The sequence below is a fragment of the Pseudomonas sp. PvP028 genome (genome assembly GCF_017832255.1).
GTDB classification, from domain to species: Bacteria; Pseudomonadota; Gammaproteobacteria; order Pseudomonadales; family Pseudomonadaceae; genus Aquipseudomonas; species Aquipseudomonas syringae.
The window spans coordinates 5,039,747-5,064,125 of the sequence record NZ_JAFIBL010000001.1 but is presented as its reverse complement, the minus strand read 5'-3'; the positions used below and the strand labels follow the sequence as shown (position 1 = coordinate 5,064,125).

The window sequence follows — 24,379 nt, the reverse complement described above, 5'->3', positions numbered from 1 at the left end:
ATTTCAAACTGTTCCCGTACACTTCCGATCTGTGCCGGTTATTACGCATCTGTATTTTCAAAAATAATAAATCACCGGTCTTTTTGAGGCTGTGTCATGACCAATCTCTTGCTCTACCAGCGTATCGCTCAGCAGTTGGCCGAAGACATTCGTCGTGGTGTCTATCAGCCCGGCGAGCGGGTGCCGTCCGTCCGCAAAATGAGTTCGCAGCTCAACGTCAGCCATGCCACTGTATTGCAGGCCTACGCGAATCTTGAAGATCAGGGGCTCATCCGCGCGCGTCCTCAGTCCGGCTACTACGTCCATCAAACCCCCGCGCTGACAGCTTCGACCCCGGATATCGCGCGGGTCGAGCGGCCCGGCCTGGTCACACGCAGCAGCATTATCCAGCAGGTACTCGAAGAGTCCCGCCGCGAAGGTGTGTTCGCCCTTGGAGCTGCCGTGCCTCATGTTGATTACCTGCCGGTGCGCGCGTTGCATCAGCAGTTGGCCAAGGTCACGCGCTTTCACAGCCCGCGGGCCTTCAGTTACATGTTCAGCCCTGGCTTCGAACCCTTGCGCAGGCAGGTCGCCATCCGCATGCGTGACGCCGGCGTGGTGGTCGACCCGCCAGAGGTGGTGATCACTCACGGCTGCGTGGATGCGCTGCAGATGGCCCTGCGGGTGTTGACGCGGCCCGGCGATCTGATTGCCGCCGAATCGCCAGCCTATTACGGGTTGCTGCAACTTGCCGACCTGCTGGGTTTGAAAGTCATCGAAATCCCTAGTGATCCGGCCACCGGCATCAGCCTTGAAGCCTTGCAGCTGGCGGCCAATCAATGGTCCATCAAGGCACTGGTACTGACCTCGCGGCTGAGCAATCCACTGGGCGGCACCATGCCTGAGGAGCGGCAGAAAAACCTGCTGCGTCTGACCTCGGATTTCGATATCCAGGTGGTTGAAGACGACGTCTACGGCGAGTTGATGTTCGAAGTAGGGCGGACCAAGGCGCTCAAGGCGTTCGACCGGCTGGGGAGGGTGATTTACTGCTCAAGCTTCTCCAAGACCTTGTCACCGGGTGTGCGCATCGGCTGGATGATAGCCGGCAAGTACCAGGCGGAAATTCAGCGTCTGCAAACCTTCAGTACTCACTCGGCGTGCAGCGTGACGCAAATGGCCGTCGCGGCTTACCTCGAAAACGGTGGCTACGATCGGCACCTGCGCTTCATTCGTCTCGAATACCGCAAGAACCTCAGTGCGTATCAGCTGGCGGTGCAGCAGTTCTTTCCCGAAGGTACGCAGATGAGTCGGCCCGCAGGGGGCTTTATCCTGTGGGTCAGTCTGCCGGGCAGGGTCAACACCCAAGAGCTGCATGTCCGTGCGCTCGAGCAGGGCATCAGTATTGCACCCGGGCTGATTTTCAGTAATACCGAGCAGTTCAACCACTGTATTCGTTTGAATTGCGGCATGAAATGGAACAAGGAAGCCGAGCGGGCATTGATGACACTGGGGATTCTGTCCAAGCAGTTGTGTCAGGAGGCTGTTCAGGCTTATTGATTGGCAAAGATATTTGTCAATTCTTCGGAACTCTTGTCTTGTCAGGTTGGCCTCAAAAGGACAGCATGTGTTTCTTTCCGGCTTTTTGCCACTGTCTTGCCTGACTTTTTGCCTATGAATGTTTTTCGCTGTCTCGGATTGCTTGTCGTCGTACTTCTGAGTGGTTGTGACGCTCCGGATACCTCTGTGCCCAAACCCAAGACCGAGGCGGTCATCACCGCGCCGGTATCGCCCGAGGTGCATCTGAAGACTGAGGCACCTGCGCAGGCAGCCGCCACCGATGCCAAGCAAATCAAGGCGCCGGACACCATGCATCAGCTGATGCCGGGCGTGCCAGTCGTGCCTGTGGTGATCGGAAAGGAAAAATCAGAACCTGCAGCACCCCAGAGCGTCAAATCGGCGACTTCCGAAAAAGCCTCTTCCAGGATTGCGGCAGCCAAGGCACCTGCGAGCAAGCGCAAGAACGCCAAGGATGCCAAGACCGCCAGCGTCAAGGATGTGCGAATCAAAGCACCCAAGCTGGACCTGAGCCTGCCTCCCGAGCTGGTCAAGGAGCTCGACTCGCCTGCCAAGGTGATTACCAACAAGCGCAAGCCGATATTGCCGCAGATGTTCAGCGACAAGGGCGATTCTGCGAACCCTGGCCCTTTCGAGCTCGAGGGGCGATTGCTGACCAACGAAATGCAATTGCAGATGCGCAATGACAACCGTCGGGATGTAGAAGGCGCTGCGCTGGACTTCAAATTCAAGCAGTAAGTCCTGCCTGTCGTCCGATACGGCGTTTTCAAACAGACGTTTTGACGGTTAATATCCTTTCTCTTTTTTAATTTTCACAAAAGGGTGTCTGGTCATGGACTGCCGTTCCGGTTGTGGCGCGTGCTGCATAGCGCCTTCCATCACGTCTCCCATACCCGGTATGCCTGACGGAAAGCCTGCTGGCGAGCGCTGTCTGCATCTGTCGGTCGAGTTTTTGTGCGCCTTGTTCGGCAGGGCTGAGCGGCCCGCGGTGTGCAGTCAGTTCAAGGCGGCAGATGATGTCTGCGGTGCCGACCAGGCGGATGCCATTCGCCTGATCGGTTGGTGGGAAAAAGCCACTGCGGTGGCCTGAAAAAGTGTTTTCGAGCACAAATGCTTCTTCGGAACTTCAAAACAAGGAATAGAACAATGGGTCCGCTGTATCGCATGGCTGTTGCTTGTGGCTTCACTGTAATGCTTGCCGGAACGGCGCAAGCTGAAGAGTGGAAAGAGGTCAAGAATCAGGATGGCATCAAGGTCTCGTTGAGCGACGTGCCTGGTTCCGATTACAAGGCGTATCAAGGTATTGCGCTGATCAATGCCAGCGTAAGCAAGTTGCGTGCGCTCCAGGAGGATGTCACGGGGGCCTGCGCCTGGATTCATGAGTGCAAGTTGCAGAAAGTGCTCAAGCACGAAGGCAACAAGACCTGGACCTACAGCCAGTTCAATACGCCCTGGCCGGTGACGCCTCGCGATTCGGTGCTGTTGATCACCACTCAGGAAGGCCCTGACGGGAGTGTTACCCGTAACCTTGAAGAGCAGCCTTCGTATATCCCCGAGGAGAAGGGCTATGTGCGGGTGACCGAGGTCAAAGGCTTCTGGAAAATGGTGCCGAAGGGGCCGAACCAGACTGAAGTGACCTATCAGGTTCACACCGAGCCGGGTGGCAGTGTGCCGTCGATGCTGGCCAACAAGTTCGTTGTCGATGCTCCGTACAACACCTTGAAAGCGCTCAGGGAGCGTGCCGCGCAAACCAAATGATCCGCACTGGATAGCGCGCATAAAAAAGGGCTGCCAATGGCAGCCCTTTTTTTGCGCGTGGCGCTTACTTGCGGTCTTGCAGGGCGACGATGTCGCGTTGCACGTTGCCGGTGTACAGCTGACGGGGGCGACCGATCTTGTAAGGGCTGGAGAGCATTTCCTTCCAGTGCGAGATCCAGCCGACAGTCCGCGCCAGGGCGAAGATCACGGTGAACATGCTGGTCGGAATGCCTATGGCCTTGAGGATGATGCCCGAATAGAAGTCGACGTTCGGGTACAGCGAACGCTCGATGAAGTACGGGTCGGTCAGGGCGATCTCTTCGAGGCGCATGGCCAGTTCGAGTTGAGGATCGTTGGTGATGCCCAGCTCTTTCAGTACTTCGTCGCAGGTCTGCTTCATTACGGTGGCGCGTGGGTCACGGTTCTTGTACACGCGATGGCCGAAGCCCATGAGCTTGAACGGATCGTTCTTGTCCTTGGCCTTGGCAATGAACTTGTCGATGTTCGACACATCGCCGATTTCATCGAGCATGGTCAGTACCGCTTCGTTGGCGCCGCCGTGGGCAGGGCCCCAGAGCGCTGCGATACCGGCTGCGATACAGGCGAACGGGTTGGCGCCCGAAGAGCCCGCCATGCGCACGGTGGAGGTCGAAGCGTTCTGCTCGTGATCGGCGTGGAGGATGAAGATCTTGTCCATCGCCTTGGCCAGCACCGGGCTGATCGGTTTGATCTCGCACGGGGTGTTGAACATCATGTGCAGAAAGTTTTCCGCGTAGCTTAAGTCGTTGCGCGGGTACATCATGGGCTGACCCATGGAGTACTTGTAGACCATCGCTGCCAGCGTCGGCATTTTGGCGACCAGGCGGACCGCAGAAATCTCGCGGTGCTGCGGGTTATTGATGTCCAGTGAGTCGTGGTAGAACGCTGACAGGGCGCCGACTACGCCACACATGACGGCCATCGGGTGGGCGTCGCGGCGGAAACCGTTGAAAAAGGTCTTGAGCTGTTCGTGAACCATCGTGTGGTTCTTGACCACGGCCACGAACTGGGCTTTCTGCTCGGCGGTGGGCAGTTCACCGTTGAGCAGCAGGTAGCAGGTTTCGAGATAGTCGGACTGCTCGGCCAGTTGTTCGATCGGGTAGCCGCGGTGTAGCAGAATGCCATTATCACCATCGATGTAGGTGATCTTCGAATCGCAAGAGGCCGTGGACATGAAACCAGGGTCAAATGTGAAGCGGCCGGTGGCGGTCAGGCCGCGTACGTCGATCACGTCCGGACCCACTGTACCGGTCAGAATTGGCAGCTCGACGGGGGCAGCGCCCTCGATGATCAACTGCGCTTTTTTGTCAGCCATGTGGCCTCCTATTTATGCTTCAAATCATCAGACAGGCCCCCCACGCAGGGCCCGCATCACTATAGTGAGATAAATTCTAAAGTCAATTTGCCTAAAGTCGTGTTCCGCAAGGGCTCGGCCGTGGATTTTGCAGACGGTTTACTGCCGTTTACGCCTTTTGTCGCGGCAACGCAATCCGCTATTGGCGGTAAGTCTGCGCGTTGTCATTAGTAACCTAACTGTCTATACTCGGCGTCCGACCGCCAGAGGCTTTTGGCCTGTTTCAAGGGGGTCGTCACTTCCTGGGTGGTGGGTACCTGACCAGTGCACTTCCCAACAACTTGCCCTGATTGTTAGGGGCTCTTCAGTGTGAAAAAAAGCCGTGAATAGCCAACGACCTGTAAATCTAGACCTAAGGACCATCAAGCTCCCAGTCACCGCTTACACGTCCATCCTTCACCGCATCTCCGGTGTCATCCTCTTTGTCGGTATTGCAATCATGCTGTATGCAATGGACAAGTCGCTGGCCTCCGAAGAGGGATTTGGTGAAGTCAAGGCGTATATGACCAGTCCGCTGGCCAAGCTGATCATCTGGGGACTTCTGTCTGCCCTGCTGTACCACCTGGTGGCCGGTATTCGTCACCTCATCATGGACTCGGGGGTAGGCGAGACGCTTGAAGGCGGCAAGCTGGGCTCCAAAATCGTTATCGCGGTCTCCGTGATTCTGATTCTTCTGGCGGGAGTATGGATATGGTAACCAACGTCACCAACCTGTCGCGTTCGGGCCTCTATGACTGGATGGCTCAGCGTGTTTCCGCAGTCGTGCTCGCGGCTTATTTCATTTTCCTGATCGGTTACATGGTCTTTCACCCGGGTCTGAGCTACGCCCAATGGCATGGTCTGTTCGCTCACAACGGAATGCGTATCTTCAGTCTTCTGGCTCTCGTTGCCCTTGGCGCCCACGCCTGGGTCGGCATGTGGACCATCGCGACCGACTACCTGACGCCGATGGCGCTGGGCAAGTCCGCAACTGCAGTACGTTTCCTGTTCCAGGCGGTATGTGGCGTTCTGATGTTCGCCTACTTCGTCTGGGGCGTGCAGATTCTTTGGGGTATCTGATCCATGGCTAACATTAATGCGCTTTCTTTCGACGCCATCATCATTGGTGGTGGCGGTGCCGGCATGCGCGCTGCGCTGCAGCTCGCCCAGGGCGGTCACAAGACTGCCGTGGTCACCAAGGTTTTCCCGACCCGCTCGCACACCGTATCCGCCCAGGGTGGCATCACCTGTGCAATCGCTTCCGCCGATCCGAACGATGACTGGCGCTGGCACATGTACGATACCGTCAAGGGTTCCGACTACATCGGTGACCAGGACGCTATCGAATACATGTGTTCCGTAGGTCCGGAAGCGGTCTTCGAACTCGAGCACATGGGCCTGCCGTTCTCACGTACCGAGCAGGGCCGTATCTACCAGCGTCCGTTCGGTGGCCAGTCCAAGGACTTCGGCAAGGGCGGGCAGGCTGCCCGTACCTGCGCTGCCGCCGACCGTACCGGTCACGCGCTGCTGCACACCCTGTATCAGGCCAACCTGAAGGCCGGCACTGTATTCCTCAACGAATACTATGCAGTTGATCTGGTGAAGAACAACGATGGCGCCTTTGTCGGCATCATCGCGATCTGCATCGAGACGGGCGAAACCTCGTACATCCGCGCCAATGCAACCGTGCTGGCGACTGGCGGTGCAGGCCGTATCTACTCGTCGACCACCAATGCCCTGATCAATACCGGTGACGGTATCGGCATGGCGTTGCGTGCCGGTGTGCCGGTTCAGGACATCGAAATGTGGCAGTTCCACCCGACCGGTATTGCCGGCGCAGGTGTACTGGTCACTGAAGGTTGCCGCGGTGAAGGCGGTTACCTGATCAACAAGCACGGTGAGCGTTTCATGGAGCGTTATGCTCCGAACGCCAAGGACCTTGCCGGTCGTGACGTTGTGGCACGTTCCATGGTCAAGGAAATCATTGCCGGTAACGGCTGTGGTCCCGATGGCGATCACGTGATGCTCAAGCTCGATCACCTTGGTGAAGAAGTGCTGCACAGCCGTCTGCCAGGCATCATGGAGCTGTCCAAGACCTTCGCTCACGTCGATCCTGCGACCGCGCCGATTCCTGTCGTACCGACTTGCCACTACATGATGGGCGGCGTTGCCACCAACATTCACGGCCAGGCGATCACTCAGGATGCGGCGGGCGTCGACCAGATCATTCCAGGTCTGTTCGCGGTAGGTGAAGTGGCTTGCGTATCGGTTCACGGCGCCAACCGTCTGGGCGGCAACTCGTTGCTCGATCTGGTGGTGTTCGGCCGCGCTGCGGGTATCCACCTGGAGCAGGCCCTGCGTGAAGGCGTCGATTATGCGCGCGCTTCCGAGTCCGACATCGATGCTGCCCTTGCACGCCTTGCCGGCCTGAACGAGCGCACCACCGGTGAAGACGTTGCAACCCTGCGCAAAGAGCTGCAGAGCTGCATGCAGAACTACTTCGGTGTATTCCGTACCGGCGAATACATGCAGAAGGGTATCGCCCAGCTGGCTGATCTGCGTGTACGTATCGCCAACGTCAAGATCAACGACAAGAGCCAGGCGTTCAACACCGCCCGTATCGAAGCGCTTGAACTGCAAAACCTGCTGGAAGTTGCCGAAGCCACGGCGATTGCTGCAGAGCATCGTAAAGAGTCCCGCGGCGCTCACGCTCGTGAAGACTTTGAAGATCGCGATGACGAGAACTGGTTGTGCCACACCCTGTATTTCCCGGGTGACAAGAGTGTGACCAAGCGTGCCGTGAACTTCTCGCCGAAAACTGTCCCGACTTTTGAACCGAAGATTCGGACTTATTAAGGGGTGACCGATATGTTGCAAGTCAGTGTTTATCGTTACAACCCTGATCAGGACGCTGCACCATTCATGCAGGAGTTTCAGGTCGATACCGGTGGCAAAGACCTGATGGTGCTGGACGTGCTCGCCCTGGTCAAAGAGCAGGATGAAGGCTTTTCGTACCGTCGCTCGTGCCGTGAAGGCGTGTGCGGTTCCGACGGCATGAACATCAACGGCAAGAATGGCCTGGCCTGCATCACGCCGTTGTCGGCTGTCGTTGCCAAGAACAAGCTGATCGTACGTCCTCTGCCTGGTTTGCCGGTTATCCGTGACCTGGTCGTCGATATGAGCATCTTCTACAAGCAGTACGAGAAGGTGAAGCCATTCTTGCAGAACGATACGCCGGCTCCGGCCATCGAACGTCTGCAAACGCCGGAAGAGCGCGAAAAGCTCGATGGTCTGTACGAGTGCATCCTGTGCGCTTGCTGCTCGACTTCCTGCCCGTCCTTCTGGTGGAACCCCGACAAGTTCCTGGGTCCTGCTGCACTGCTGCAAGCCTACCGTTTCCTGGCTGACAGCCGTGATACTCGCACCAGTGAGCGTCTGGCTTCGCTTGATGATCCGTTCAGCGTATTCCGCTGCCGCGGCATCATGAACTGCGTCAACGTCTGTCCGAAGGGCCTTAACCCAACCAAGGCTATCGGTCACGTACGCAACATGTTGTTGCAGAACGGCGTCTGATTCATCGCTTTATCTGTTACACCGTTACACTGAAGTGGCTACGGCGCAGGCTTCAACCGGCGCCGTAGTTTTAACCTGAGCAGCAGCTCGCAAGGCTGCGGCTCTTATTTTGAAGAAATGAGACCAGCAGGGGCATCCGGGCTGGTACCCGGACTATCTGCGTGATCCCTGGTGACTTGATACAGTCGCTGCACACGACTATTTCAGGATTGCTCTGGTGTCTTCGCCGGTGGTGTCCCCTTACCGAGGGTGACCAAGCATGCAAGAAAGCGTGATGCAGCGCATGTGGAACAGTGCCCACCTATCCGGTGGTAACGCTGCCTATGTGGAAGAGCTCTATGAGCTTTACCTGCACGACCCTAACGCTGTGCCAGAAGAATGGCGCACCTACTTTCAGAAGTTGCCAGCAGACGGCAGCTCTGCCACTGATGTATCGCACTCGACCATTCGCGATCATTTCGTGTTGCTGGCCAAAAACCAGCGCCGCGCTCAACCGGTGTCCGCCGGCAGTGTGAGCAGCGAACACGAGAAGAAGCAGGTTGAAGTGCTGCGACTGATCCAGGCATATCGGATGCGTGGCCACCAGGCTGCCCAACTCGATCCGCTGGGCCTGTGGCAGCGCCCTGCGCCTGCGGATCTGTCGATCAATCATTACGGCTTGACCAATGCCGATCTCGATACGACCTTCCGTGCCGGCGACCTGTTCATCGGCAAAGAGGAAGCGAGCCTACGCGAAATTCATGAAGCGTTGCAGCAGACATATTGTCGCACCATCGGCTCCGAGTTCACTCACATCGTGGATTCCGAGCAGCGCAACTGGTTCATGCAGCGTCTCGAGAGTGTCCGTGGCCGTCCGGTGTTCTCGGCTGACATTCAGAGCCACCTGCTCGAGCGTGTTACCGCAGCCGAAGGCCTCGAAAAATACCTGGGCACCAAATACCCGGGCACCAAGCGTTTCGGTCTGGAAGGCGGCGAAAGCCTGATTCCGATGCTCGACGAGCTGATTCAGCGTTCCGGGTCCTATGGCACCAAGGAAGTCGTGATCGGCATGGCCCACCGTGGCCGCCTCAACGTACTGGTGAACACCTTCGGCAAGAACCCGCGCGACCTGTTCGACGAGTTCGAAGGCAAGAAGAAAGTGGAACTGGGCTCCGGTGACGTCAAATACCACCAGGGCTTCTCTTCCAATGTCATGACCGCAGGCGGTGAGGTTCACCTCGCCATGGCCTTCAACCCGTCTCACCTGGAGATCGTGTCTCCAGTGGTCGAGGGTTCTGTGCGTGCGCGTCAGGATCGTCGCAACGATCCGAACGGCGACAAGGTTCTGCCGATTTCCCTCCACGGCGACGCGGCCTTTGCCGGCCAGGGCGTGGTCATGGAAACCTTCCAGATGTCGCAGACTCGCGGCTTCAAGACGGGCGGCACGATCCACATCGTCATCAACAACCAGGTGGGCTTCACCATCAGCAACCCGCTGGACTCGCGTTCTACCGAGTACGCCACCGACGTTGCCAAGATGATTCAGGCACCGATCCTCCATGTGAATGGGGATGATCCGGAAGCCGTGATGTTCGTGACCCAGCTGGCCATCGATTACCGCATGCAGTTCAAGCGTGACATCGTGATCGACCTGGTTTGCTACCGTCGCCGTGGTCACAACGAAGCTGACGAGCCTAGCGGCACCCAGCCTTTGATGTACCAGCAGATTACCAAGCAGCGCACCACCCGCGAGCTGTATGCCGAGCATCTGATCAAGACCGGCGTTCTCGACGATGCCCGCGTTCAGGCCAAGGTCGACGACTACCGCAGCGCGCTGGACAATGGTCTGCACGTAGTGAAAAGCCTGGTCAAGGAGCCGAACAAGGAATTGTTCGTCGACTGGCGTCCATATCTGGGTCATGCCTGGACTGCGCGTCACGATACAAGCTTCGACCTCAAGACCCTGCAGGAACTGTCCGCCAAGCTCATGGAGCTGCCGGAAGGTTTCGTCGTGCAGCGTCAGGTTCAGAAAATCTACGAAGACCGCCAGAAGATGCAGGCCGGTGGCTTGCCGATCAACTGGGGTTACGCCGAAACCATGGCGTACGCCACACTGGCCTTCGAAGGTCACCCGATCCGCATGACGGGGCAGGACATCGGTCGCGGTACGTTCTCGCACCGTCACGCCGTGCTGCACAACCAGAAAGACGCCGGGACCTATATCCCGTTGCAGAATCTGTACTCCGGTCAGCCACGTTTCGACCTGTACGACTCGTTCCTTTCGGAAGAGGCTGTACTGGCATTCGAATACGGCTATTCGACCACGCAGCCTGATGCGCTGGTTATTTGGGAAGCCCAGTTCGGCGACTTCGCCAACGGTGCCCAGGTGGTTGTCGACCAGTTCATCACCAGCGGCGAGCACAAGTGGGGCCGTCTGTGCGGTCTGACCATGCTGTTGCCTCATGGCTATGAAGGGCAGGGACCAGAGCACTCGTCGGCACGTCTGGAGCGTTACCTGCAATTGTGCGCCGAGCACAACATTCAGGTGTGCGTACCGACGACTCCGGCGCAGATCTATCACTTGTTGCGTCGTCAGGTCATCCGTCCGCTGCGCAAGCCGCTGATCGTGCTGACACCGAAGTCGCTGCTGCGTCACAAGCTGGCTGTTTCGACCCTGGAAGATCTGGCCGAAGGCTCGTTCCAGACCGTCATTCCGGAAATCGATACCCTCGATCCGGCCAAGGTCACGCGTCTGGTGCTGTGCAGCGGCAAGGTTTACTACGACCTGCTGGAAAAACGCCGTGCCGAAGGGCGTGAAGACATCGCCATCGTTCGCCTCGAGCAGCTGTATCCGTTCCCTGAAGATGATTTGATGGAAACCATCGCGCCTTACACCAACCTGCAGCATGTGGTCTGGTGTCAGGAAGAACCGATGAACCAGGGTGCCTGGTACAGCAGTCAACACCACCTGCGTCGCAGCATGGGCAACCACAAACGTGAACTCGTTCTCGAGTACGCCGGTCGTGATGCTTCTGCCGCTCCAGCGTGTGGTTATGCGTCGATGCACGCCGAGCAGCAGGAAAAACTGCTGCAAGATGCCTTCACTGTTTAACGCCTTCGAGCATTAGAAACCGAATTAAGGAATTACAGATAATGGCTATCGAGATTAAAGCCCCCTCTTTCCCGGAATCCGTTGCCGACGGCACCATTTCCAAGTGGTACAAAAAAGAGGGCGATGCGGTAAAGCGTGACGAGATGCTGGTCGATATCGAGACTGACAAGGTTGTCCTCGAAGTGCTGGCCGAAGCTGACGGCGTGATGGGCGCGATCACCAAGGAAGAGGGTGCCATCGTCCTGTCCAACGAAGTGCTCGGGACATTGAATGACGGTGCTACAGCATCTGCTGCTCCGGCACCGGCTGCTGCGCCTGCCTCGGCGCCTGCTTCGGCACCCGCCGCTGCTCCGGCTGCATCTGCTGGCGAAGAAGACCCGATTGCTGCGCCTGCTGCGCGTCAACTGGCTGAAGAAAACGGCATCAACCTGGCCAGCCTCAAGGGCACCGGTAAAGACGGCCGTATCACCAAGGAAGACGTGGTTGCTGCAGTTGAAGCGAAGAAATCCGCTCCGGCCGCTGCGCCTGCTGCCAAGCCTGCCGCCGCCGCTGCTCCTGTCGTCGCCGCTGGCGATCGCACCGAGAAGCGTGTACCGATGACCCGCGTGCGTGCAACCGTTGCCAAGCGTCTGGTCGAAGCTCAGTCGAACATGGCGATGCTGACCACGTTCAACGAAGTCGACATGACCGAAGTCATGGCGCTGCGTTCGAAGTACAAGGACCTGTTCGAGAAGTCGCACAACGGCGTACGTCTGGGCTTCATGTCGTTCTTCGTCAAAGCAGCCACCGAGGCGCTGAAACGCTTCCCGGCCGTCAACGCGTCGATCGATGGTTCCGATATCGTTTACCACGGCTATGCCGACGTCGGTGTAGCGGTTTCCAGCGATCGCGGTCTGGTCGTACCGGTTCTGCGTAACGCAGAGCACATGAGCCTGGCTGAAATCGAAGGCGGCATCGCCACCTTCGGCAAGAAAGCCCGCGACGGTAAGCTGTCCATCGACGAGATGACCGGCGGTACGTTCACCATCACCAATGGTGGTACTTTCGGTTCGATGATGTCGACGCCGATCGTCAACCCGCCACAGGCTGCAATTCTGGGTATGCACAACATTCTGCAGCGTCCGATGGCGGTCAATGGTCAGGTTGTGATTCGCCCGATGATGTATCTGGCGTTGTCGTACGATCACCGTTTGATCGACGGCAAGGAAGCGGTAACCTTCCTCGTGACCATCAAGAACCTGCTGGAAGATCCGGCTCGTCTGCTGCTGGATATCTGATGGAGTAGCCTCGAGCTGCAAGCCTCAAGCTTCAAGTCAGAAGCGAAAGGCGAGCAGTCGGGGCTGATGTGTTTCACCTAATTCAATAGGTCGCAAGTCGGCCTCGCGATGAAACGCGGACTGACTTGCAGCTTGCAGCTAAAAGCTCGCAGCTATAGAGGAATTCTTTTTTATGTCCCAGAAATTCGACGTGGTAGTGATTGGCGCAGGCCCTGGCGGTTATGTTGCCGCCATCAAGGCTGCGCAACTTGGTCTCAAGACTGCCTGCATCGAGAAGTATCAGGACAAGGAGGGCAAACTGGCCCTCGGCGGTACCTGCCTGAACGTAGGTTGCATTCCTTCCAAGGCACTGCTCGACAGCTCCTGGAAATTCTATGAAGCCAAGAACGGCTTCAGCGTACATGGCATCTCGACATCTGAACTGAACATCGATATCCCAGCGATGATTGGCCGCAAGTCGACGATCGTCAAAGGCCTGACCGGCGGCGTCGCCAGCCTGTTCAAAGCCAACGGCGTGACCACGTTGCAGGGTCACGGCAAACTGCTGGCCGGCAAGAAGGTAGAACTGACCGCAGCCGACGGCACCGTCGAAATCATCGAAGCGGACCATGTGATCCTGGCATCGGGCTCGCGTCCTATCGACATTCCGCCAGCTCCTGTTGACCAGAAAGTCATCGTCGATTCGACCGGTGCTCTTGAATTCCAGCAGGTTCCACAACGTCTGGGCGTCATCGGCGCTGGCGTGATCGGTCTGGAACTGGGTTCCGTGTGGGCTCGCCTGGGTGCTCAGGTCACCGTTCTGGAAGCGCTGGAGAAGTTCATCCCGGCAGCCGACGAAGCGGTCTCCAAGGAAGCGCTGAAAACCTTCAACAAGCAAGGCCTGGACATCAAACTGGGCGCTCGCGTTACCGGTTCCAAGGTCGAAGGCGAACAGGTTGTGGTCAGCTACACCGACGCTGCCGGCGAACAGTCGATCACCTTCGATCGTCTGATCGTTGCCGTGGGCCGTCGCCCTGTGACCACTGACCTGCTGGCTTCGGACAGCGGTGTGGATCTGGATGAGCGCGGTTTCATCTACGTTGATGACTACTGCACCACCAGCGTACCGGGCGTATACGCCATCGGTGACGTGGTTCGCGGTCTGATGCTGGCGCACAAGGCCTCGGAAGAGGGCATTATGGTTGTCGAGCGCATCAAGGGCCACAAGGCCCAGATGAACTACAACCTGATCCCGTCGGTTATCTACACCCACCCGGAAATCGCCTGGGTCGGCAAGACCGAGCAGACGCTCAAGGCCGAAGGCGTTGAAGTCAATGTCGGTACGTTCCCGTTCGCAGCCAGTGGCCGTGCCATGGCAGCCAACGACACCGGCGGTTTCGTCAAGATCATTGCCGACGCCAAGACCGATCGCGTACTGGGTGTTCACGTTATCGGCCCGAGCGCCGCAGAACTGGTACAGCAGGGCGCAATCGCGATGGAATTCGGCAGTAGCGCAGAGGACATCGGCATGATGGTCTTCTCGCACCCGACCCTGTCCGAAGCGCTGCATGAAGCTGCACTGGCTGTGAATGGCGGCGCCATCCATATCCAGAATCGCAAAAAACGCTAAGACAACAAGAGAAACCACGGCGCAGTGCCCGTCGTTGGCCTTGCAAGCAGGGCTAACCGCGGAATCTGCGCCGGACTCGACCTCTCAGGCGGCTTCATGAGTGTCCCACGGCACTTGCGGAGTCCACCCGGAGTAGCGGTCACAGGTGGTGCGGCACGCTGACGTGCAGCACCGAATGCGCAGTACCTAAACGAAGACGGTAATAAGCATGAATCTTCACGAGTATCAGGGTAAGCAGCTGTTCGCTGAGTACGGCCTGCCAGTATCCAAGGGTTACGCGGTAGACACCCCGGAAGCAGCAGCAGAAGCCTGCGACAAGATCGGCGGGACCGAGTGGGTCGTCAAAGCCCAGGTTCACGCAGGTGGTCGCGGTAAAGCGGGCGGCGTAAAGCTGGTTCGCAGCAAGGAAGACGCTGCAGCGTTCGCTCAACAGTGGTTGGGCAAGCGTCTGGTGACTTACCAGACTGACGCCAACGGTCAGCCAGTGACCAAGATCCTGGTCGAGTCCTGCACCGACATCGCCAAAGAGCTGTATCTGGGCGCTGTGGTCGATCGTTCCAGCCGTCGTATCGTGTTCATGGCTTCCACCGAAGGTGGCGTGGACATCGAGAAGATCGCTCACGACACTCCTGAAAAGATTCTCAAGGCCACCATCGATCCACTGGTCGGCGCTCAGCCGTTCCAGGGTCGCGATCTGGCATTCCAGCTGGGTCTGGAAGGCAAGCAGGTCACTCAGTTCGCCAAGATCTTCACCGGTCTGGCCAAGCTGTTCCAGGACCATGACCTGGCACTGCTGGAAGTGAACCCGCTGGTGATCAAGGCTGACGGCGATCTGCACTGCCTGGACGCCAAGATCAACATCGACGCCAACGCCATGTACCGTCAGCCAAAGCTGAAGGGCTTCCACGATCCTTCGCAGGACGATCCTCGCGAAGCTCACGCCGCCAAGTTCGAACTGAACTACGTTGCGCTGGAAGGCAACATCGGCTGCATGGTCAACGGTGCCGGTCTGGCCATGGGTACCATGGACATCGTCAACCTGCATGGCGGCAAGCCTGCAAACTTCCTTGACGTTGGCGGCGGTGCCACCAAGGAGCGCGTTACCGAAGCGTTCAAGATCATCCTGTCCGACGCCAACGTCGCTGCAGTACTGGTCAACATCTTCGGCGGCATCGTTCGTTGCGACATGATTGCCGAAGGCATCATCGGTGCAGTGAAAGAAGTCGGCGTTAAAATCCCGGTTGTTGTTCGCCTTGAAGGCAACAACGCTGAGCTGGGCGCTAAAGTACTGGCAGAAAGCGGTTTGAACATCATCGCTGCTACCAGCCTGACCGACGCTGCTCAACAAGTTGTCAAAGCCGCGGAGGGCAAGTAATGAGCGTCCTGATCAATAAAGACACCAAGGTTATCTGCCAGGGTTTCACTGGTTCGCAAGGTACCTTCCACTCCGAGCAAGCCATTGCCTACGGCACCAAGATGGTTGGCGGCGTGACACCAGGCAAGGGTGGCACCACGCACCTGAACCTGCCCGTGTTCAACACTGTGAAAGAAGCGGTAGACACCACTGGCGCAACCGCCAGCGTCATCTACGTTCCGGCTCCTTTCTGCAAGGATTCCATCCTTGAAGCAGCGTTCGGCGGCATCAAGCTGATCGTGTGCATCACCGAAGGCATCCCGACCATCGACATGCTGGAAGCCAAGGTCAAGTGCGACGAGCTGGGTGTGGTCCTGATCGGTCCTAACTGCCCAGGCGTCATCACTCCGGGCGAGTGCAAGATCGGCATCATGCCAGGTCACATTCACTTGCCAGGCAAGGTAGGCATCGTGTCGCGTTCCGGCACCCTGACTTACGAAGCTGTGAAGCAGACCACTGACGCCGGTTTCGGTCAGTCCACCTGTGTTGGTATCGGCGGTGACCCGATCCCGGGCTCGAACTTCATCGACATCCTGAAGCTGTTCCAGGAAGACCCGAAGACCGAAGCGATCGTCATGATCGGTGAGATCGGCGGTTCGGCTGAAGAAGAAGCGGCTGCCTACATCAAGGCACACGTGACCAAGCCGGTTGTTTCCTACATCGCTGGTGTGACTGCTCCTCCGGGCAAGCGCATGGGCCATGCCGGTGCAATCATCTCGGGTGGTAAAGGTACTGCAGACGAGAAATTCGCTGCACTGCAGGACGCTGGCGTGAAAACCGTGCGCTCCCTGGCAGATATCGGCAAGGCCCTGGCCGAGCTGACCGGTTGGCCGACCAAGTAAGCCTCGCTTGCTTTTCGGGTAATCGACAGAAGCCACCTTCGGGTGGCTTTTGTTTGGGCGTCTGAAAAAGGCCGCGGGGGCGTTCTGGTCCTGTGTTCTCCTATCGATTGTTGTTCATCTGCCATTCCTGGCGGGTCAATTCCCATATCTGCTCCTGGGTGGTCCCGCAAACAAACTGCGCTTCCTGCACAGTCACAAGACGCATGCCTTCACGCCGCGACAGGCGGCACGACGCTTCATTCAAGGCCGATTTGGCTACACGCAAAACAGGACGTTTCAAGGTTTCAAACCAGAAACGGTCGATGGCCACGCACACCTCCGACATCAGGCCCAGCCCCTGATAGGGTGGAGAGAGCCAGAACCCGCGATTGTTGTCTGGCTCATCCATCATGCACGCGGCACCGATCAGATGATCCTGCTCGCCGCAAAGACGAATCGACCAGTGCCACTCTTCACCGTCCTGCATGGCTGGCAGGGCGTCCTCGCGAAGATAACGCAGCGTTTCTCCGTCAGGGTAGGGCCAGGGCACATGGTGGGTCAGATAACGCACCACTTCCCACTGGTTGAACAGGTGTTGCATCGCCGCGGCGTCTTCAAGCTGCAAGGGCCGCAGGACCAGGCGCGGCGTATACAGGGTCGGCGTGAGTATCGCGCTCAGATGGGTGATGTCAGGCATGGAAATAAGCTGCCGGGTATAGAGAGGAGGGCCAATATATCCGCTAGGAAACGCCTGGTCTGTCAGGCATTTCTGGTTTTACAGCGGCTTTTGCAACTGCCAGTTCAAGGTGCGTCGTCGGGTTGCTCGCCCTGAGACAGTGCATTTTCGAGCGAAGTTGGCTACCCTGTCCGCCGTTTTTGCGTTGCCCTCACGAGGGGCGTTTCGCAAGGTACTGCCACGTCTTACGCCGACGGGCTGCGTCTGCCCCATTCATGGGTGACGTCCCATCCCTTATTTCGATTCCGTGTGGTCCCTCGTAATGAAAGTGTTGAAAGGCCAGGACATCCTGGCACTCGGTTTTATGACATTTGCCCTGTTCGTCGGGGCTGGCAACATCATCTTCCCCCCCATAGTGGGTCTGCAGGCCGGGCCGCATGTCTGGATGGCGGCGCTGGGCTTTCTGGTCACCGCAGTTGGCTTGCCGGTCATTACCGTGATTGCTCTGGCCAGGGTCGGGGGCGCGATGGATGCCCTGAGCAGTCCGATTGGCAAGATCGCCGGCGGGGCGCTCGCTGCCGTCTGCTATCTGGCGGTCGGTCCATTGTTCGCCACGCCACGTACCGCCACGGTCTCGTTCGAAGTCGGACTGGCGCCTCTGACCGGCGACACGCCGATGGCGTTGTTCCTCTACAGCTTGGTGTACTTTCTGGTGGTGTTCTGGGTGTCGCTGTACCCGGGGCGCCTGCTCGATACCGTCGGGCGCTTTCTGGCACCTCTGAAGATCATCGCGCTGGCGGTACTGGGCATCGCGGCATTCGCCTTGCCGGCAGGCGGAATAGGGGAGGCAGAGCCGGCGTACGCCGTAGCGCCATTTTCCCAGGGCTTCATCAATGGCTACCTGACCATGGACACGCTGGGGGCGCTTGTCTTCGGTATCGTCATCGTCAACGCGATCCGCTCTCGCGGTGTCGAATCGCCCCGTCTGATCACGCGCTACGCGATCATTGCCGGGCTGATCGCCGGGGTCGGGTTGGCGCTGGTGTATGTCAGTCTGTTTCGCCTAGGTTCCGGCAGCCACGCCGTGGCCGCAGGTGCCAGCAATGGCGCAGCGGTTCTGCATGCCTACGTACAGCACACCTTCGGTTCGCTGGGCAGCGGTTTTCTTGCCGTACTGATTTCCCTGGCGTGTCTGGTCACTGCAGTAGGCCTGACCTGTGCCTGCGCCGAATACTTTGCCAAGGTGCTGCCGCTGTCCTACAGAACGCTAGTGATAATCCTCGCCGTGTTCTCGTTGCTGGTGTCCAATCTCGGGTTGACCAAACTGATCCAGTTTTCGATTCCGGTGCTCACGGCGATTTATCCGCCGTGCATTGTTCTGGTCGCGCTGAGCTTCTGCAAGGGGCTCTGGCAGAGCCAGGGACGTGTGGTGGCACCCGTGATGCTGGTTTCTCTGGTATTCGGCCTGATCGATGCGCTGAAGGGCGCTGGTTTCGCCGATGCTCTGCCGGATGTTTTGAGCCATCTGCCGCTGGGTGATCAGGGGCTTGCGTGGCTGGTGCCTGCTGTTGTCACACTTGCGGTTGCAGTGGTGGTCGACAGGGTGATGGGCAAGCGCAGCGAGGCGCTGGCTTGAAGGCCGTGCTTTAGACGATTGCGCAGGAAAAATCGTGCTGCATGAAAAGGCCCGCTGTAAGCGGGCCTTTTTAGTTCTGCGAGCGTGTCAGCCTTACTTGGTGGCTGGTGCTGCTTCTGGCGCCTTGTCGGCGTTTTCATTGGTGCGCTGCTGAGCGGCTTCAGCGTTCTTCTGAGCGGCTTCCTGGCTTTCCTTGGCCGCGTCATTCACTTTTTCCTGAGCCTTTTCCATCGACTCCTGGGACTGCTGAGCTGCCTTGTTGGCATCTTGCTGAGTGTTTTCGGACTTTTTGTCACAGGCGGCAAGGCCCAGGGTGGCAGAAAGCATCAAGGCATAGGCTAAAGATTTACGCATGGGGTGTTTCTCCTTATTAAGTATTCACGAGCCTAAGAGCCTGCCCCCGAGGGTTAAGTTCCACCCGTGACGACAATAATGGAGGGGGCCGTTTCACGGTCGTTACAGGCTGATGAAAGCGCGCCGATCATCAGCCGTTCCGGCGAGCGCCGAGCAGGCGGGTTCGCCCCGTGCCCGACGCACGAAACACGCTCCAGGCATCATTGGCTCTTGAAATCCCCGACCCAGCCCCCACCTTGATGACTACCCGCTGTCACACAGGCTGCTGCCTGACCGTGACGGCTTATACCATCCAGATCGGAGTTTGATGATTATGAGTGTGGAAACTCAAAAGGAAACCCTGGGCTTCCAGACCGAGGTAAAGCAACTGCTGCACCTCATGATCCATTCGCTGTATTCCAACAAGGAAATTTTCCTTCGCGAATTGATCTCGAACGCGTCTGACGCGGTCGACAAATTGCGTTTTGAAGCGTTGTCCACGCCCGAGTTGCTGGAAGGCGGCGCGGAGCTGAAAATTCGTGTGAGCTTCGACAAGGACGCGAAGACCGTTACGCTTGAAGACAACGGCATCGGTATGAGCCGTGAAGACGTGATCACCCACCTGGGCACGATCGCCAAGTCCGGCACCGCTGATTTCATGAAAAACCTGTCCGGCGACCAGAAGAAGGATTCGCACCTGATCGGTCAGTTCGGCGTCGGCTTCTACTCGGCGTTCATCGTTGCCGATCAGGTCGAAGTGTTCAGCCGTCGTGCCGGCACGCCGGCGAGCGAAGGCGTGCACTGGTCTTCCAAGGGCGAAGGCGAGTTCGAAGTTGCTACCGTCGACAAGGCTGATCGTGGCACCCGTATTGTTCTGCACCTGAAAAACGGTGAAGAAGAGTTCGCTGACGGCTACCGCCTGCGCAACATCATCAAGAAATACTCCGACCATATTGCCTTGCCGATCGAGCTGCCCAAAGAGCAGCCTCCGGCAGCCGAAGGCGAGGAGGCTCCGGCGCTGGAGTGGGAAACCGTCAACCGCGCCAGCGCACTCTGGACCCGTCCGCGCACCGAGGTGAAGGACGAGGAGTATCAGGAATTCTACAAGCACGTTGCACACGACTACGAGAACCCGCTGAGCTGGAGCCACAACAAGGTCGAAGGTAAGCTGGAATACACCTCACTGCTGTACGTGCCTGCGCGTGCGCCGTTCGATCTGTATCAGCGTGAAGCACCGCGTGGTCTCAAGCTCTACGTGCAGCGCGTGTTCGTGATGGATCAGGCCGAGTCGTTCCTGCCGCTGTACATGCGCTTCGTCAAGGGCGTGGTCGACTCCAACGATCTGTCGCTGAACGTTTCCCGTGAAATCCTGCAGAAAGATCCGATCATAGACTCGATGAAGTCGGCGCTGACCAAGCGTGTGCTGGACATGCTGGAGAAGCTGGCGAAAAATGAGCCCGAGAAGTACAAGGGTTTCTGGAAGAACTTCGGTCAGGTCCTCAAGGAAGGTCCGGCAGAAGACTTCGCCAACAAAGAAAAAATCGCCGGTCTGCTGCGTTTCGCATCGACGTCCGACGACAGCGGCGAACAAAGCGTTTCTCTGGCCGAGTACCTGGCGCGTGCCAAGGAAGGTCAGGACAAGATTTACTACCTCACTGGCGAATCCTACGCACAGGTCAAGAACAGCCCGCACCTTGAGGTCTTCCGCAAGAAAGGCATCGAAGTGCTGTTGCTCACCGATCGTATCGACGAGTGGCTGATGAGCTACCTGAGCGACTTTGACGGCAAGGGCTTTGTGGATGTGGCGCGTGGTGACCTGGATCTGGGCAAGCTTGACTCCGAAGAGGACAAGAAGGCTCAGGAAGAGATCGCCAAGGACAAGGAAGGCCTGATCGAGCGCCTGAAAGCCGCGCTGGGTGAGTCGGTGAGCGAAGTGCGGGTATCCCATCGTCTGACCGATTCGCCTGCGATTCTGGCCATTGGCGAGCAGGATATGGGTCTGCAAATGCGTCAGATTCTGGAAGCCAGCGGGCAGAAGGTGCCGGATTCCAAGCCTATCTTCGAATTCAACCCTGCGCACCCATTGATCAGCAAGCTCGATGCCGAACAGAGTGAAGACCGCTTCGGCGATCTGTCGCACATCCTGTTCGATCAGGCCGCGCTGGCCGCTGGTGACAGCCTCAAGGATCCGGCCGCTTACGTGCGCCGTCTGAACAAGTTGCTGGTAGAACTGTCGGTTTGATAGCCGGTTGACAAGAAACCCGCCTCGGCGGGTTTTTTGTTTCAGTTCCCGCGACACGTCCTTCATCTCTCCAACGATCAGGAGTCAGTAATGAGCAGCAATATCGAAATTCGTTCTGTGGTCTATCAGATTGATGGTCAGCCTTATGAAAGCCGTCTGGTGTACGACACAAAAGCTACTGCTGCACAGCCGGGTCTGCTGATGGCGCCTAACTGGATGGGTGTCAGCAAGGGTGCCGAAGACATTGCCAAAGCGGTCGCAGCCGAGGGCTATGTAGTGTTGCTGGCTGACCTGTATGGTCAGCAGATTCGTCCAGGTAACAATGACGAGGCGGGCGCTGCCATGACGCCGCTCAAGAACGATCGCGGCCTGTTGCGCAAGCGTATGCAGGCAGGACTTGACCAGTTGTTGGGTCAGGGCGGTGCGTCTCTGGACTCAAGCAAAATCGCAACCTTCGGTTTCTGCTTCGGCGGCTGCTGCTCTCTGGAGCTTGCGCGTACCGGTGCCGAACTGAAAGCCGCGATCTCCTTCCACGGCACGCTGGACACACCCAACCCGGCTGACGCCAAAAACATCAAGGGCTCGGTGCTGGTCCTGCACGGTGCTTCTGACCCATTGGTGCCGAAAGAGCAACTGCCGGCTTTCGAAGACGAGATGAACGCCGCTGGCGTGGACTGGCAACTGTACAGCTACGGCGGTGCATTCCACTCCTTCACCGATCCGCACGCCAACGTGCCGGGCATGATGATGTACGACGCCAAAGTATCGAGCCGCGCGTTCAAGTCGATGCATGATTTGCTGAAAGAAGTGTTCGGCTGAAGGAACAACGATCTTCCCCTAAGGCGTGCCGGATGACACTACCGTTCCGTGGGCATGCCGGTCCGGACGCTCTGCGTCCTCTTGCGACGCAGAGCGTCGTGAACTGCATTCCCACGCTGGAGTGGTGTGAACGATCGGTGTTCTGAAGATCCATCGTCCCCCCAGATATACCGAAGAACGCTAGCCACGTTTTTCCGACTCACAAAAAAGGCGCCTCGAAAGGCGCCTTCTTTGTTTGTGGCAAAAGCAGTATTACTTGCCCGCCCAGCGCTTCAAGACCAGCGTGGCGTTGGTGCCACCGAAACCGAAGCTGTTGCTCATGACCAGATCGAGCTTGGCGTCTTCCTTGGTTTTGAGCAGGATAGGCATGTCGGCAACCACCGGGTCCAGCTCTTCGATGTTGGCCGAACCTGCGATGAAGTTGTTCTCCATCATCAGCAGGCAGTAGATCGCTTCGTGGACACCTGCGGCGCCCAGCGAGTGGCCCGACAGGCTCTTGGTGGAGCTGATCGCCGGAGCGTTGGCGCCGAATACTTCGCGCACACCTTCCATTTCCTTGGCGTCGCCGACCGGGGTCGAGGTGCCGTGGGTGTTGATGTAGTCAATGGCGCCGGAGTCGATGTCGCCCAAGGCCATCTTCATGCAACGAATGGCACCTTCACCGCTGGGTGCGACCATGTCGTAGCCATCGGAGGTCGCGCCGTAACCGACGATTTCTGCGTAGATCTTCGCGCCACGCGCCAAGGCGTGTTCGAGTTCTTCGACCACCACCATGCCGCCACCACCAGCAATGACGAAACCGTCACGCTTGGCGTCGTAGGCACGCGAGGCTTTATCCGGCGTTTCGTTGTACTGGGTGGACAGTGCGCCCATCGCGTCGAACAGGAACGACTGGCTCCAGTGCTCTTCTTCGCCGCCACCGGCAAAGACGATGTCCTGTTTGCCCAGCTGGATCTGCTCGACAGCGTTGCCGATGCAGTGTGCGCTGGTGGCGCAGGCGGACGAGATGGAGTAGTTCACACCCTTGATCTTGAATGGTGTGGCCAGGCAGGCCGAAACGGTGCTGCCCATCGTCCGCGTGACGCGGTAGGGGCCAACGCGCTTGACGCCTTTCTCACGCAAGGTATCCAGCGCTTCCATCTGGTTCAGGGTCGAGGCGCCGCCGCTGCCGGCGATCAGGCCGGTACGCACGTTGGAAACCTGCTCTTCGGTCAGGCCCGAATCGGTGATAGCGTCTTTCATCGCCAGGTAGGCATAGGCTGCCGCGTGGCCGACGAAGCGGAAGATCTTGCGATCGATCAGCTCTTCCAGATTCAGGTCGATGGAGCCGGAAACCTGGCTGCGCAGACCCATTTCGGCATATTCCGGGTTGAAGCGGATGCCAGGGCGGTTAGCACGCAGGTTAGCGGTGACGGTCTCTTTGTCATTGCCCAAGCAGGAAACAATACCCAGACCAGTGATAACGACGCGGCGCATGCGAGTACCCTTAGAAATTTTCAGTGGAAGTGAACACGCCGACCCGGAGGCCTTCGGCGGTATAGATTTCGCGACCGTCGACACTCACTGAACCGTCGGCGATGGCCAGGTTCAGCTTGCCCTTAAGGACGCGCTTGATGTGGATGTTGTAAGTGACTTTCTTGGCGGTAGGCAGAACCTGACCGAAAAACTTCACTTCGCCTGAACCCAGGGCACGGCCACGGCCGGGATTGCCCTGCCAGCCAAGATAGAAGCCGACCAGCTGCCACATGGCGTCGAGGCCCAGGCATCCAGGCATGACCGGATCACCTTCGAAGTGGCAGGCAAAGAACCACAGGTCCGGATTGATATCCAGTTCGGCGACCAACTCACCCTTGCCGAACTTGCCGCCCTCATCGCTGATGTGCGTGATGCGATCAACCATCAGCATGTTGGGGGCGGGCAGTTGCGCATTACCTGGGCCGAACAGCTCGCCACGACTGCAGCGCAGCAGGTCTTCCCGGGTAAAGGCGTGTTGTTTGGTCATGCGAGCTCCTCAATAATCTTGTGCGGCAGGTTGTGGCGCCACTGGCCCGAACGCCAGTCCTGGCGCGCTAATTTCGCCAGGACCCTGTCCGGCAGCCTACTCATAGACTGTTGCGTTGTAATGAAAGTCACAGCGCAGGTGAAATCAAGGTACACCTGTACACTGAATTTTGTCATTCAGCCGATTTTGCTGGCCGATCTGG

Annotated in this window: 21 protein-coding genes; 16 read left to right on the top strand and 5 right to left on the bottom strand. The window is 58.0% G+C overall.

What is annotated here, in order from left to right; genetic code table 11:
• Window positions 1-96 precede the first annotated feature (96 nt).
• The 4 genes from JOE34_RS21680 (at window position 97) to JOE34_RS21665 (ending at window position 3,312) form a co-directional block, all read left to right on the top strand.
• The gene (locus JOE34_RS21680; RefSeq protein ID WP_209996649.1) at window positions 97-1,536 is read left to right on the top strand and encodes a PLP-dependent aminotransferase family protein; all 1,440 of its coding nucleotides are present in this window, start codon (window positions 97-99) and stop codon (window positions 1,534-1,536) included.
• A gap of 114 nt (window positions 1,537-1,650) precedes the next feature.
• The gene (locus JOE34_RS21675; protein WP_245227051.1) at window positions 1,651-2,292 is read left to right on the top strand and encodes a translation initiation factor 2; all 642 of its coding nucleotides are present in this window, start codon (window positions 1,651-1,653) and stop codon (window positions 2,290-2,292) included.
• Window positions 2,293-2,386: 94 nt separating this feature from the next.
• Window positions 2,387-2,644 carry a YkgJ family cysteine cluster protein gene (locus tag JOE34_RS21670; RefSeq protein WP_010426360.1) on the top strand — a complete coding sequence of 86 codons (258 nt, stop codon included), beginning with the start codon at window positions 2,387-2,389 and terminating at the stop codon, window positions 2,642-2,644.
• Window positions 2,645-2,700: 56 nt separating this feature from the next.
• Window positions 2,701-3,312: an START domain-containing protein gene (locus JOE34_RS21665; RefSeq protein ID WP_003394551.1), complete on the top strand. Its 612-nt coding sequence runs from the start codon at window positions 2,701-2,703 to the stop codon at window positions 3,310-3,312.
• A gap of 64 nt (window positions 3,313-3,376) precedes the next feature.
• On the opposite strand, the gene gltA is transcribed toward JOE34_RS21665, so the two are convergent.
• Window positions 3,377-4,666, bottom strand: coding sequence for a citrate synthase (gltA, locus tag JOE34_RS21660; RefSeq protein WP_002552974.1), 1,290 nt, complete (start codon window positions 4,664-4,666; stop codon window positions 3,377-3,379).
• Between the two features lie 361 nt (window positions 4,667-5,027).
• Here gltA and sdhC point away from each other — a divergent pair, with 361 nt between their 5' ends.
• The 9 genes from sdhC (at window position 5,028) to sucD (ending at window position 16,490) form a co-directional block, all read left to right on the top strand.
• Window positions 5,028-5,402 (top strand): succinate dehydrogenase, cytochrome b556 subunit, encoded by a 375-nt coding sequence (gene sdhC, locus JOE34_RS21655; RefSeq protein ID WP_003423585.1) that lies wholly within the window; start codon window positions 5,028-5,030, stop codon window positions 5,400-5,402.
• Window positions 5,396-5,764, top strand: a complete 369-nt coding sequence (gene sdhD / locus JOE34_RS21650; protein WP_003316551.1) for a succinate dehydrogenase, hydrophobic membrane anchor protein — start codon at window positions 5,396-5,398, stop codon at window positions 5,762-5,764. The genes sdhC and sdhD overlap by 7 nt, the downstream gene beginning before the upstream one ends.
• Before the next feature lie 3 nt (window positions 5,765-5,767).
• The gene (gene sdhA, locus JOE34_RS21645; protein ID WP_003394562.1) at window positions 5,768-7,540 is read left to right on the top strand and encodes a succinate dehydrogenase flavoprotein subunit; all 1,773 of its coding nucleotides are present in this window, start codon (window positions 5,768-5,770) and stop codon (window positions 7,538-7,540) included.
• 12 nt (window positions 7,541-7,552) lie between these two features.
• A complete protein-coding gene (locus JOE34_RS21640) occupies window positions 7,553-8,257 on the top strand; it encodes a succinate dehydrogenase iron-sulfur subunit (protein ID WP_003316554.1) in 705 nt (234 codons plus the stop codon).
• Between the two features lie 259 nt (window positions 8,258-8,516).
• Window positions 8,517-11,348 (top strand): 2-oxoglutarate dehydrogenase E1 component, encoded by a 2,832-nt coding sequence (locus JOE34_RS21635; RefSeq protein WP_003394564.1) that lies wholly within the window; start codon window positions 8,517-8,519, stop codon window positions 11,346-11,348.
• A 41-nt stretch (window positions 11,349-11,389) separates the two neighbouring features.
• Window positions 11,390-12,625, top strand: a complete 1,236-nt coding sequence (gene odhB / locus JOE34_RS21630; RefSeq protein ID WP_003409845.1) for a 2-oxoglutarate dehydrogenase complex dihydrolipoyllysine-residue succinyltransferase — start codon at window positions 11,390-11,392, stop codon at window positions 12,623-12,625.
• A gap of 172 nt (window positions 12,626-12,797) precedes the next feature.
• Entirely contained in the window at window positions 12,798-14,234 is a 1,437-nt protein-coding gene (gene lpdA, locus JOE34_RS21625; protein WP_003394569.1) for a dihydrolipoyl dehydrogenase, read from the top strand.
• 208 nt (window positions 14,235-14,442) lie between these two features.
• Entirely contained in the window at window positions 14,443-15,609 is a 1,167-nt protein-coding gene (sucC, locus tag JOE34_RS21620) for an ADP-forming succinate--CoA ligase subunit beta (protein WP_003316561.1), read from the top strand.
• Window positions 15,609-16,490, top strand: coding sequence for a succinate--CoA ligase subunit alpha (gene sucD, locus JOE34_RS21615; protein ID WP_003316562.1), 882 nt, complete (start codon window positions 15,609-15,611; stop codon window positions 16,488-16,490). The genes sucC and sucD overlap by 1 nt, the downstream gene beginning before the upstream one ends.
• 100 nt (window positions 16,491-16,590) lie before the next feature.
• Here sucD and JOE34_RS21610 read toward each other — a convergent pair whose 3' ends face one another.
• Complete coding sequence (locus JOE34_RS21610) at window positions 16,591-17,166, bottom strand: GNAT family N-acetyltransferase (RefSeq protein ID WP_010426386.1); 576 nt, start codon at window positions 17,164-17,166, stop codon at window positions 16,591-16,593.
• 301 nt (window positions 17,167-17,467) lie between these two features.
• Between JOE34_RS21610 and brnQ the strand changes: the two genes are divergently transcribed.
• Window positions 17,468-18,781, top strand: a complete 1,314-nt coding sequence (gene brnQ / locus JOE34_RS21605; RefSeq protein ID WP_096116333.1) for a branched-chain amino acid transport system II carrier protein — start codon at window positions 17,468-17,470, stop codon at window positions 18,779-18,781.
• Window positions 18,782-18,874: 93 nt separating this feature from the next.
• Here brnQ and JOE34_RS21600 read toward each other — a convergent pair whose 3' ends face one another.
• Window positions 18,875-19,135 carry a lipoprotein gene (locus tag JOE34_RS21600; RefSeq protein ID WP_003316565.1) on the bottom strand — a complete coding sequence of 87 codons (261 nt, stop codon included), beginning with the start codon at window positions 19,133-19,135 and terminating at the stop codon, window positions 18,875-18,877.
• Between the two features lie 313 nt (window positions 19,136-19,448).
• On the opposite strand from JOE34_RS21600, the gene htpG reads away from it, so the two are divergent.
• Window positions 19,449-21,356, top strand: coding sequence for a molecular chaperone HtpG (gene htpG, locus JOE34_RS21595; RefSeq protein ID WP_003423593.1), 1,908 nt, complete (start codon window positions 19,449-19,451; stop codon window positions 21,354-21,356).
• A 90-nt stretch (window positions 21,357-21,446) separates the two neighbouring features.
• On the top strand, window positions 21,447-22,175 hold the full coding sequence (locus JOE34_RS21590) for a dienelactone hydrolase family protein (RefSeq protein ID WP_003316567.1): 729 nt from the start codon (window positions 21,447-21,449) through the stop codon (window positions 22,173-22,175).
• Between the two features lie 252 nt (window positions 22,176-22,427).
• Here JOE34_RS21590 and fabB read toward each other — a convergent pair whose 3' ends face one another.
• A complete protein-coding gene (gene fabB / locus JOE34_RS21585; RefSeq protein WP_003394585.1) occupies window positions 22,428-23,651 on the bottom strand; it encodes a beta-ketoacyl-ACP synthase I in 1,224 nt (407 codons plus the stop codon).
• Window positions 23,652-23,661: 10 nt separating this feature from the next.
• On the bottom strand, window positions 23,662-24,177 hold the full coding sequence (gene fabA, locus JOE34_RS21580; protein WP_003316569.1) for a 3-hydroxyacyl-[acyl-carrier-protein] dehydratase FabA: 516 nt from the start codon (window positions 24,175-24,177) through the stop codon (window positions 23,662-23,664).
• Window positions 24,178-24,379: the final 202 nt, after the last annotated feature.

Coding starts and splice junctions, on each gene's coding strand:
- JOE34_RS21665 (WP_003394551.1), top strand. CDS start 2,701: ATGGGTCCGCTGTATCGCATGGCTGTTGCTTGTGGCTTCACTGTAATG.
- JOE34_RS21680 (WP_209996649.1), top strand. CDS start 97: ATGACCAATCTCTTGCTCTACCAGCGTATCGCTCAGCAGTTGGCCGAA.
- brnQ (WP_096116333.1), top strand. CDS start 17,468: ATGAAAGTGTTGAAAGGCCAGGACATCCTGGCACTCGGTTTTATGACA.
- fabA (WP_003316569.1), bottom strand. CDS start 24,177: ATGACCAAACAACACGCCTTTACCCGGGAAGACCTGCTGCGCTGCAGT.
- JOE34_RS21640 (WP_003316554.1), top strand. CDS start 7,553: ATGTTGCAAGTCAGTGTTTATCGTTACAACCCTGATCAGGACGCTGCA.
- sucC (WP_003316561.1), top strand. CDS start 14,443: ATGAATCTTCACGAGTATCAGGGTAAGCAGCTGTTCGCTGAGTACGGC.
- JOE34_RS21590 (WP_003316567.1), top strand. CDS start 21,447: ATGAGCAGCAATATCGAAATTCGTTCTGTGGTCTATCAGATTGATGGT.
- sdhA (WP_003394562.1), top strand. CDS start 5,768: ATGGCTAACATTAATGCGCTTTCTTTCGACGCCATCATCATTGGTGGT.
- fabB (WP_003394585.1), bottom strand. CDS start 23,651: ATGCGCCGCGTCGTTATCACTGGTCTGGGTATTGTTTCCTGCTTGGGC.
- JOE34_RS21675 (WP_245227051.1), top strand. CDS start 1,651: ATGAATGTTTTTCGCTGTCTCGGATTGCTTGTCGTCGTACTTCTGAGT.
- htpG (WP_003423593.1), top strand. CDS start 19,449: ATGAGTGTGGAAACTCAAAAGGAAACCCTGGGCTTCCAGACCGAGGTA.
- odhB (WP_003409845.1), top strand. CDS start 11,390: ATGGCTATCGAGATTAAAGCCCCCTCTTTCCCGGAATCCGTTGCCGAC.
- sdhD (WP_003316551.1), top strand. CDS start 5,396: ATGGTAACCAACGTCACCAACCTGTCGCGTTCGGGCCTCTATGACTGG.
- JOE34_RS21670 (WP_010426360.1), top strand. CDS start 2,387: ATGGACTGCCGTTCCGGTTGTGGCGCGTGCTGCATAGCGCCTTCCATC.
- JOE34_RS21610 (WP_010426386.1), bottom strand. CDS start 17,166: ATGCCTGACATCACCCATCTGAGCGCGATACTCACGCCGACCCTGTAT.
- JOE34_RS21600 (WP_003316565.1), bottom strand. CDS start 19,135: ATGCGTAAATCTTTAGCCTATGCCTTGATGCTTTCTGCCACCCTGGGC.
- JOE34_RS21635 (WP_003394564.1), top strand. CDS start 8,517: ATGCAAGAAAGCGTGATGCAGCGCATGTGGAACAGTGCCCACCTATCC.
- gltA (WP_002552974.1), bottom strand. CDS start 4,666: ATGGCTGACAAAAAAGCGCAGTTGATCATCGAGGGCGCTGCCCCCGTC.
- sucD (WP_003316562.1), top strand. CDS start 15,609: ATGAGCGTCCTGATCAATAAAGACACCAAGGTTATCTGCCAGGGTTTC.
- lpdA (WP_003394569.1), top strand. CDS start 12,798: ATGTCCCAGAAATTCGACGTGGTAGTGATTGGCGCAGGCCCTGGCGGT.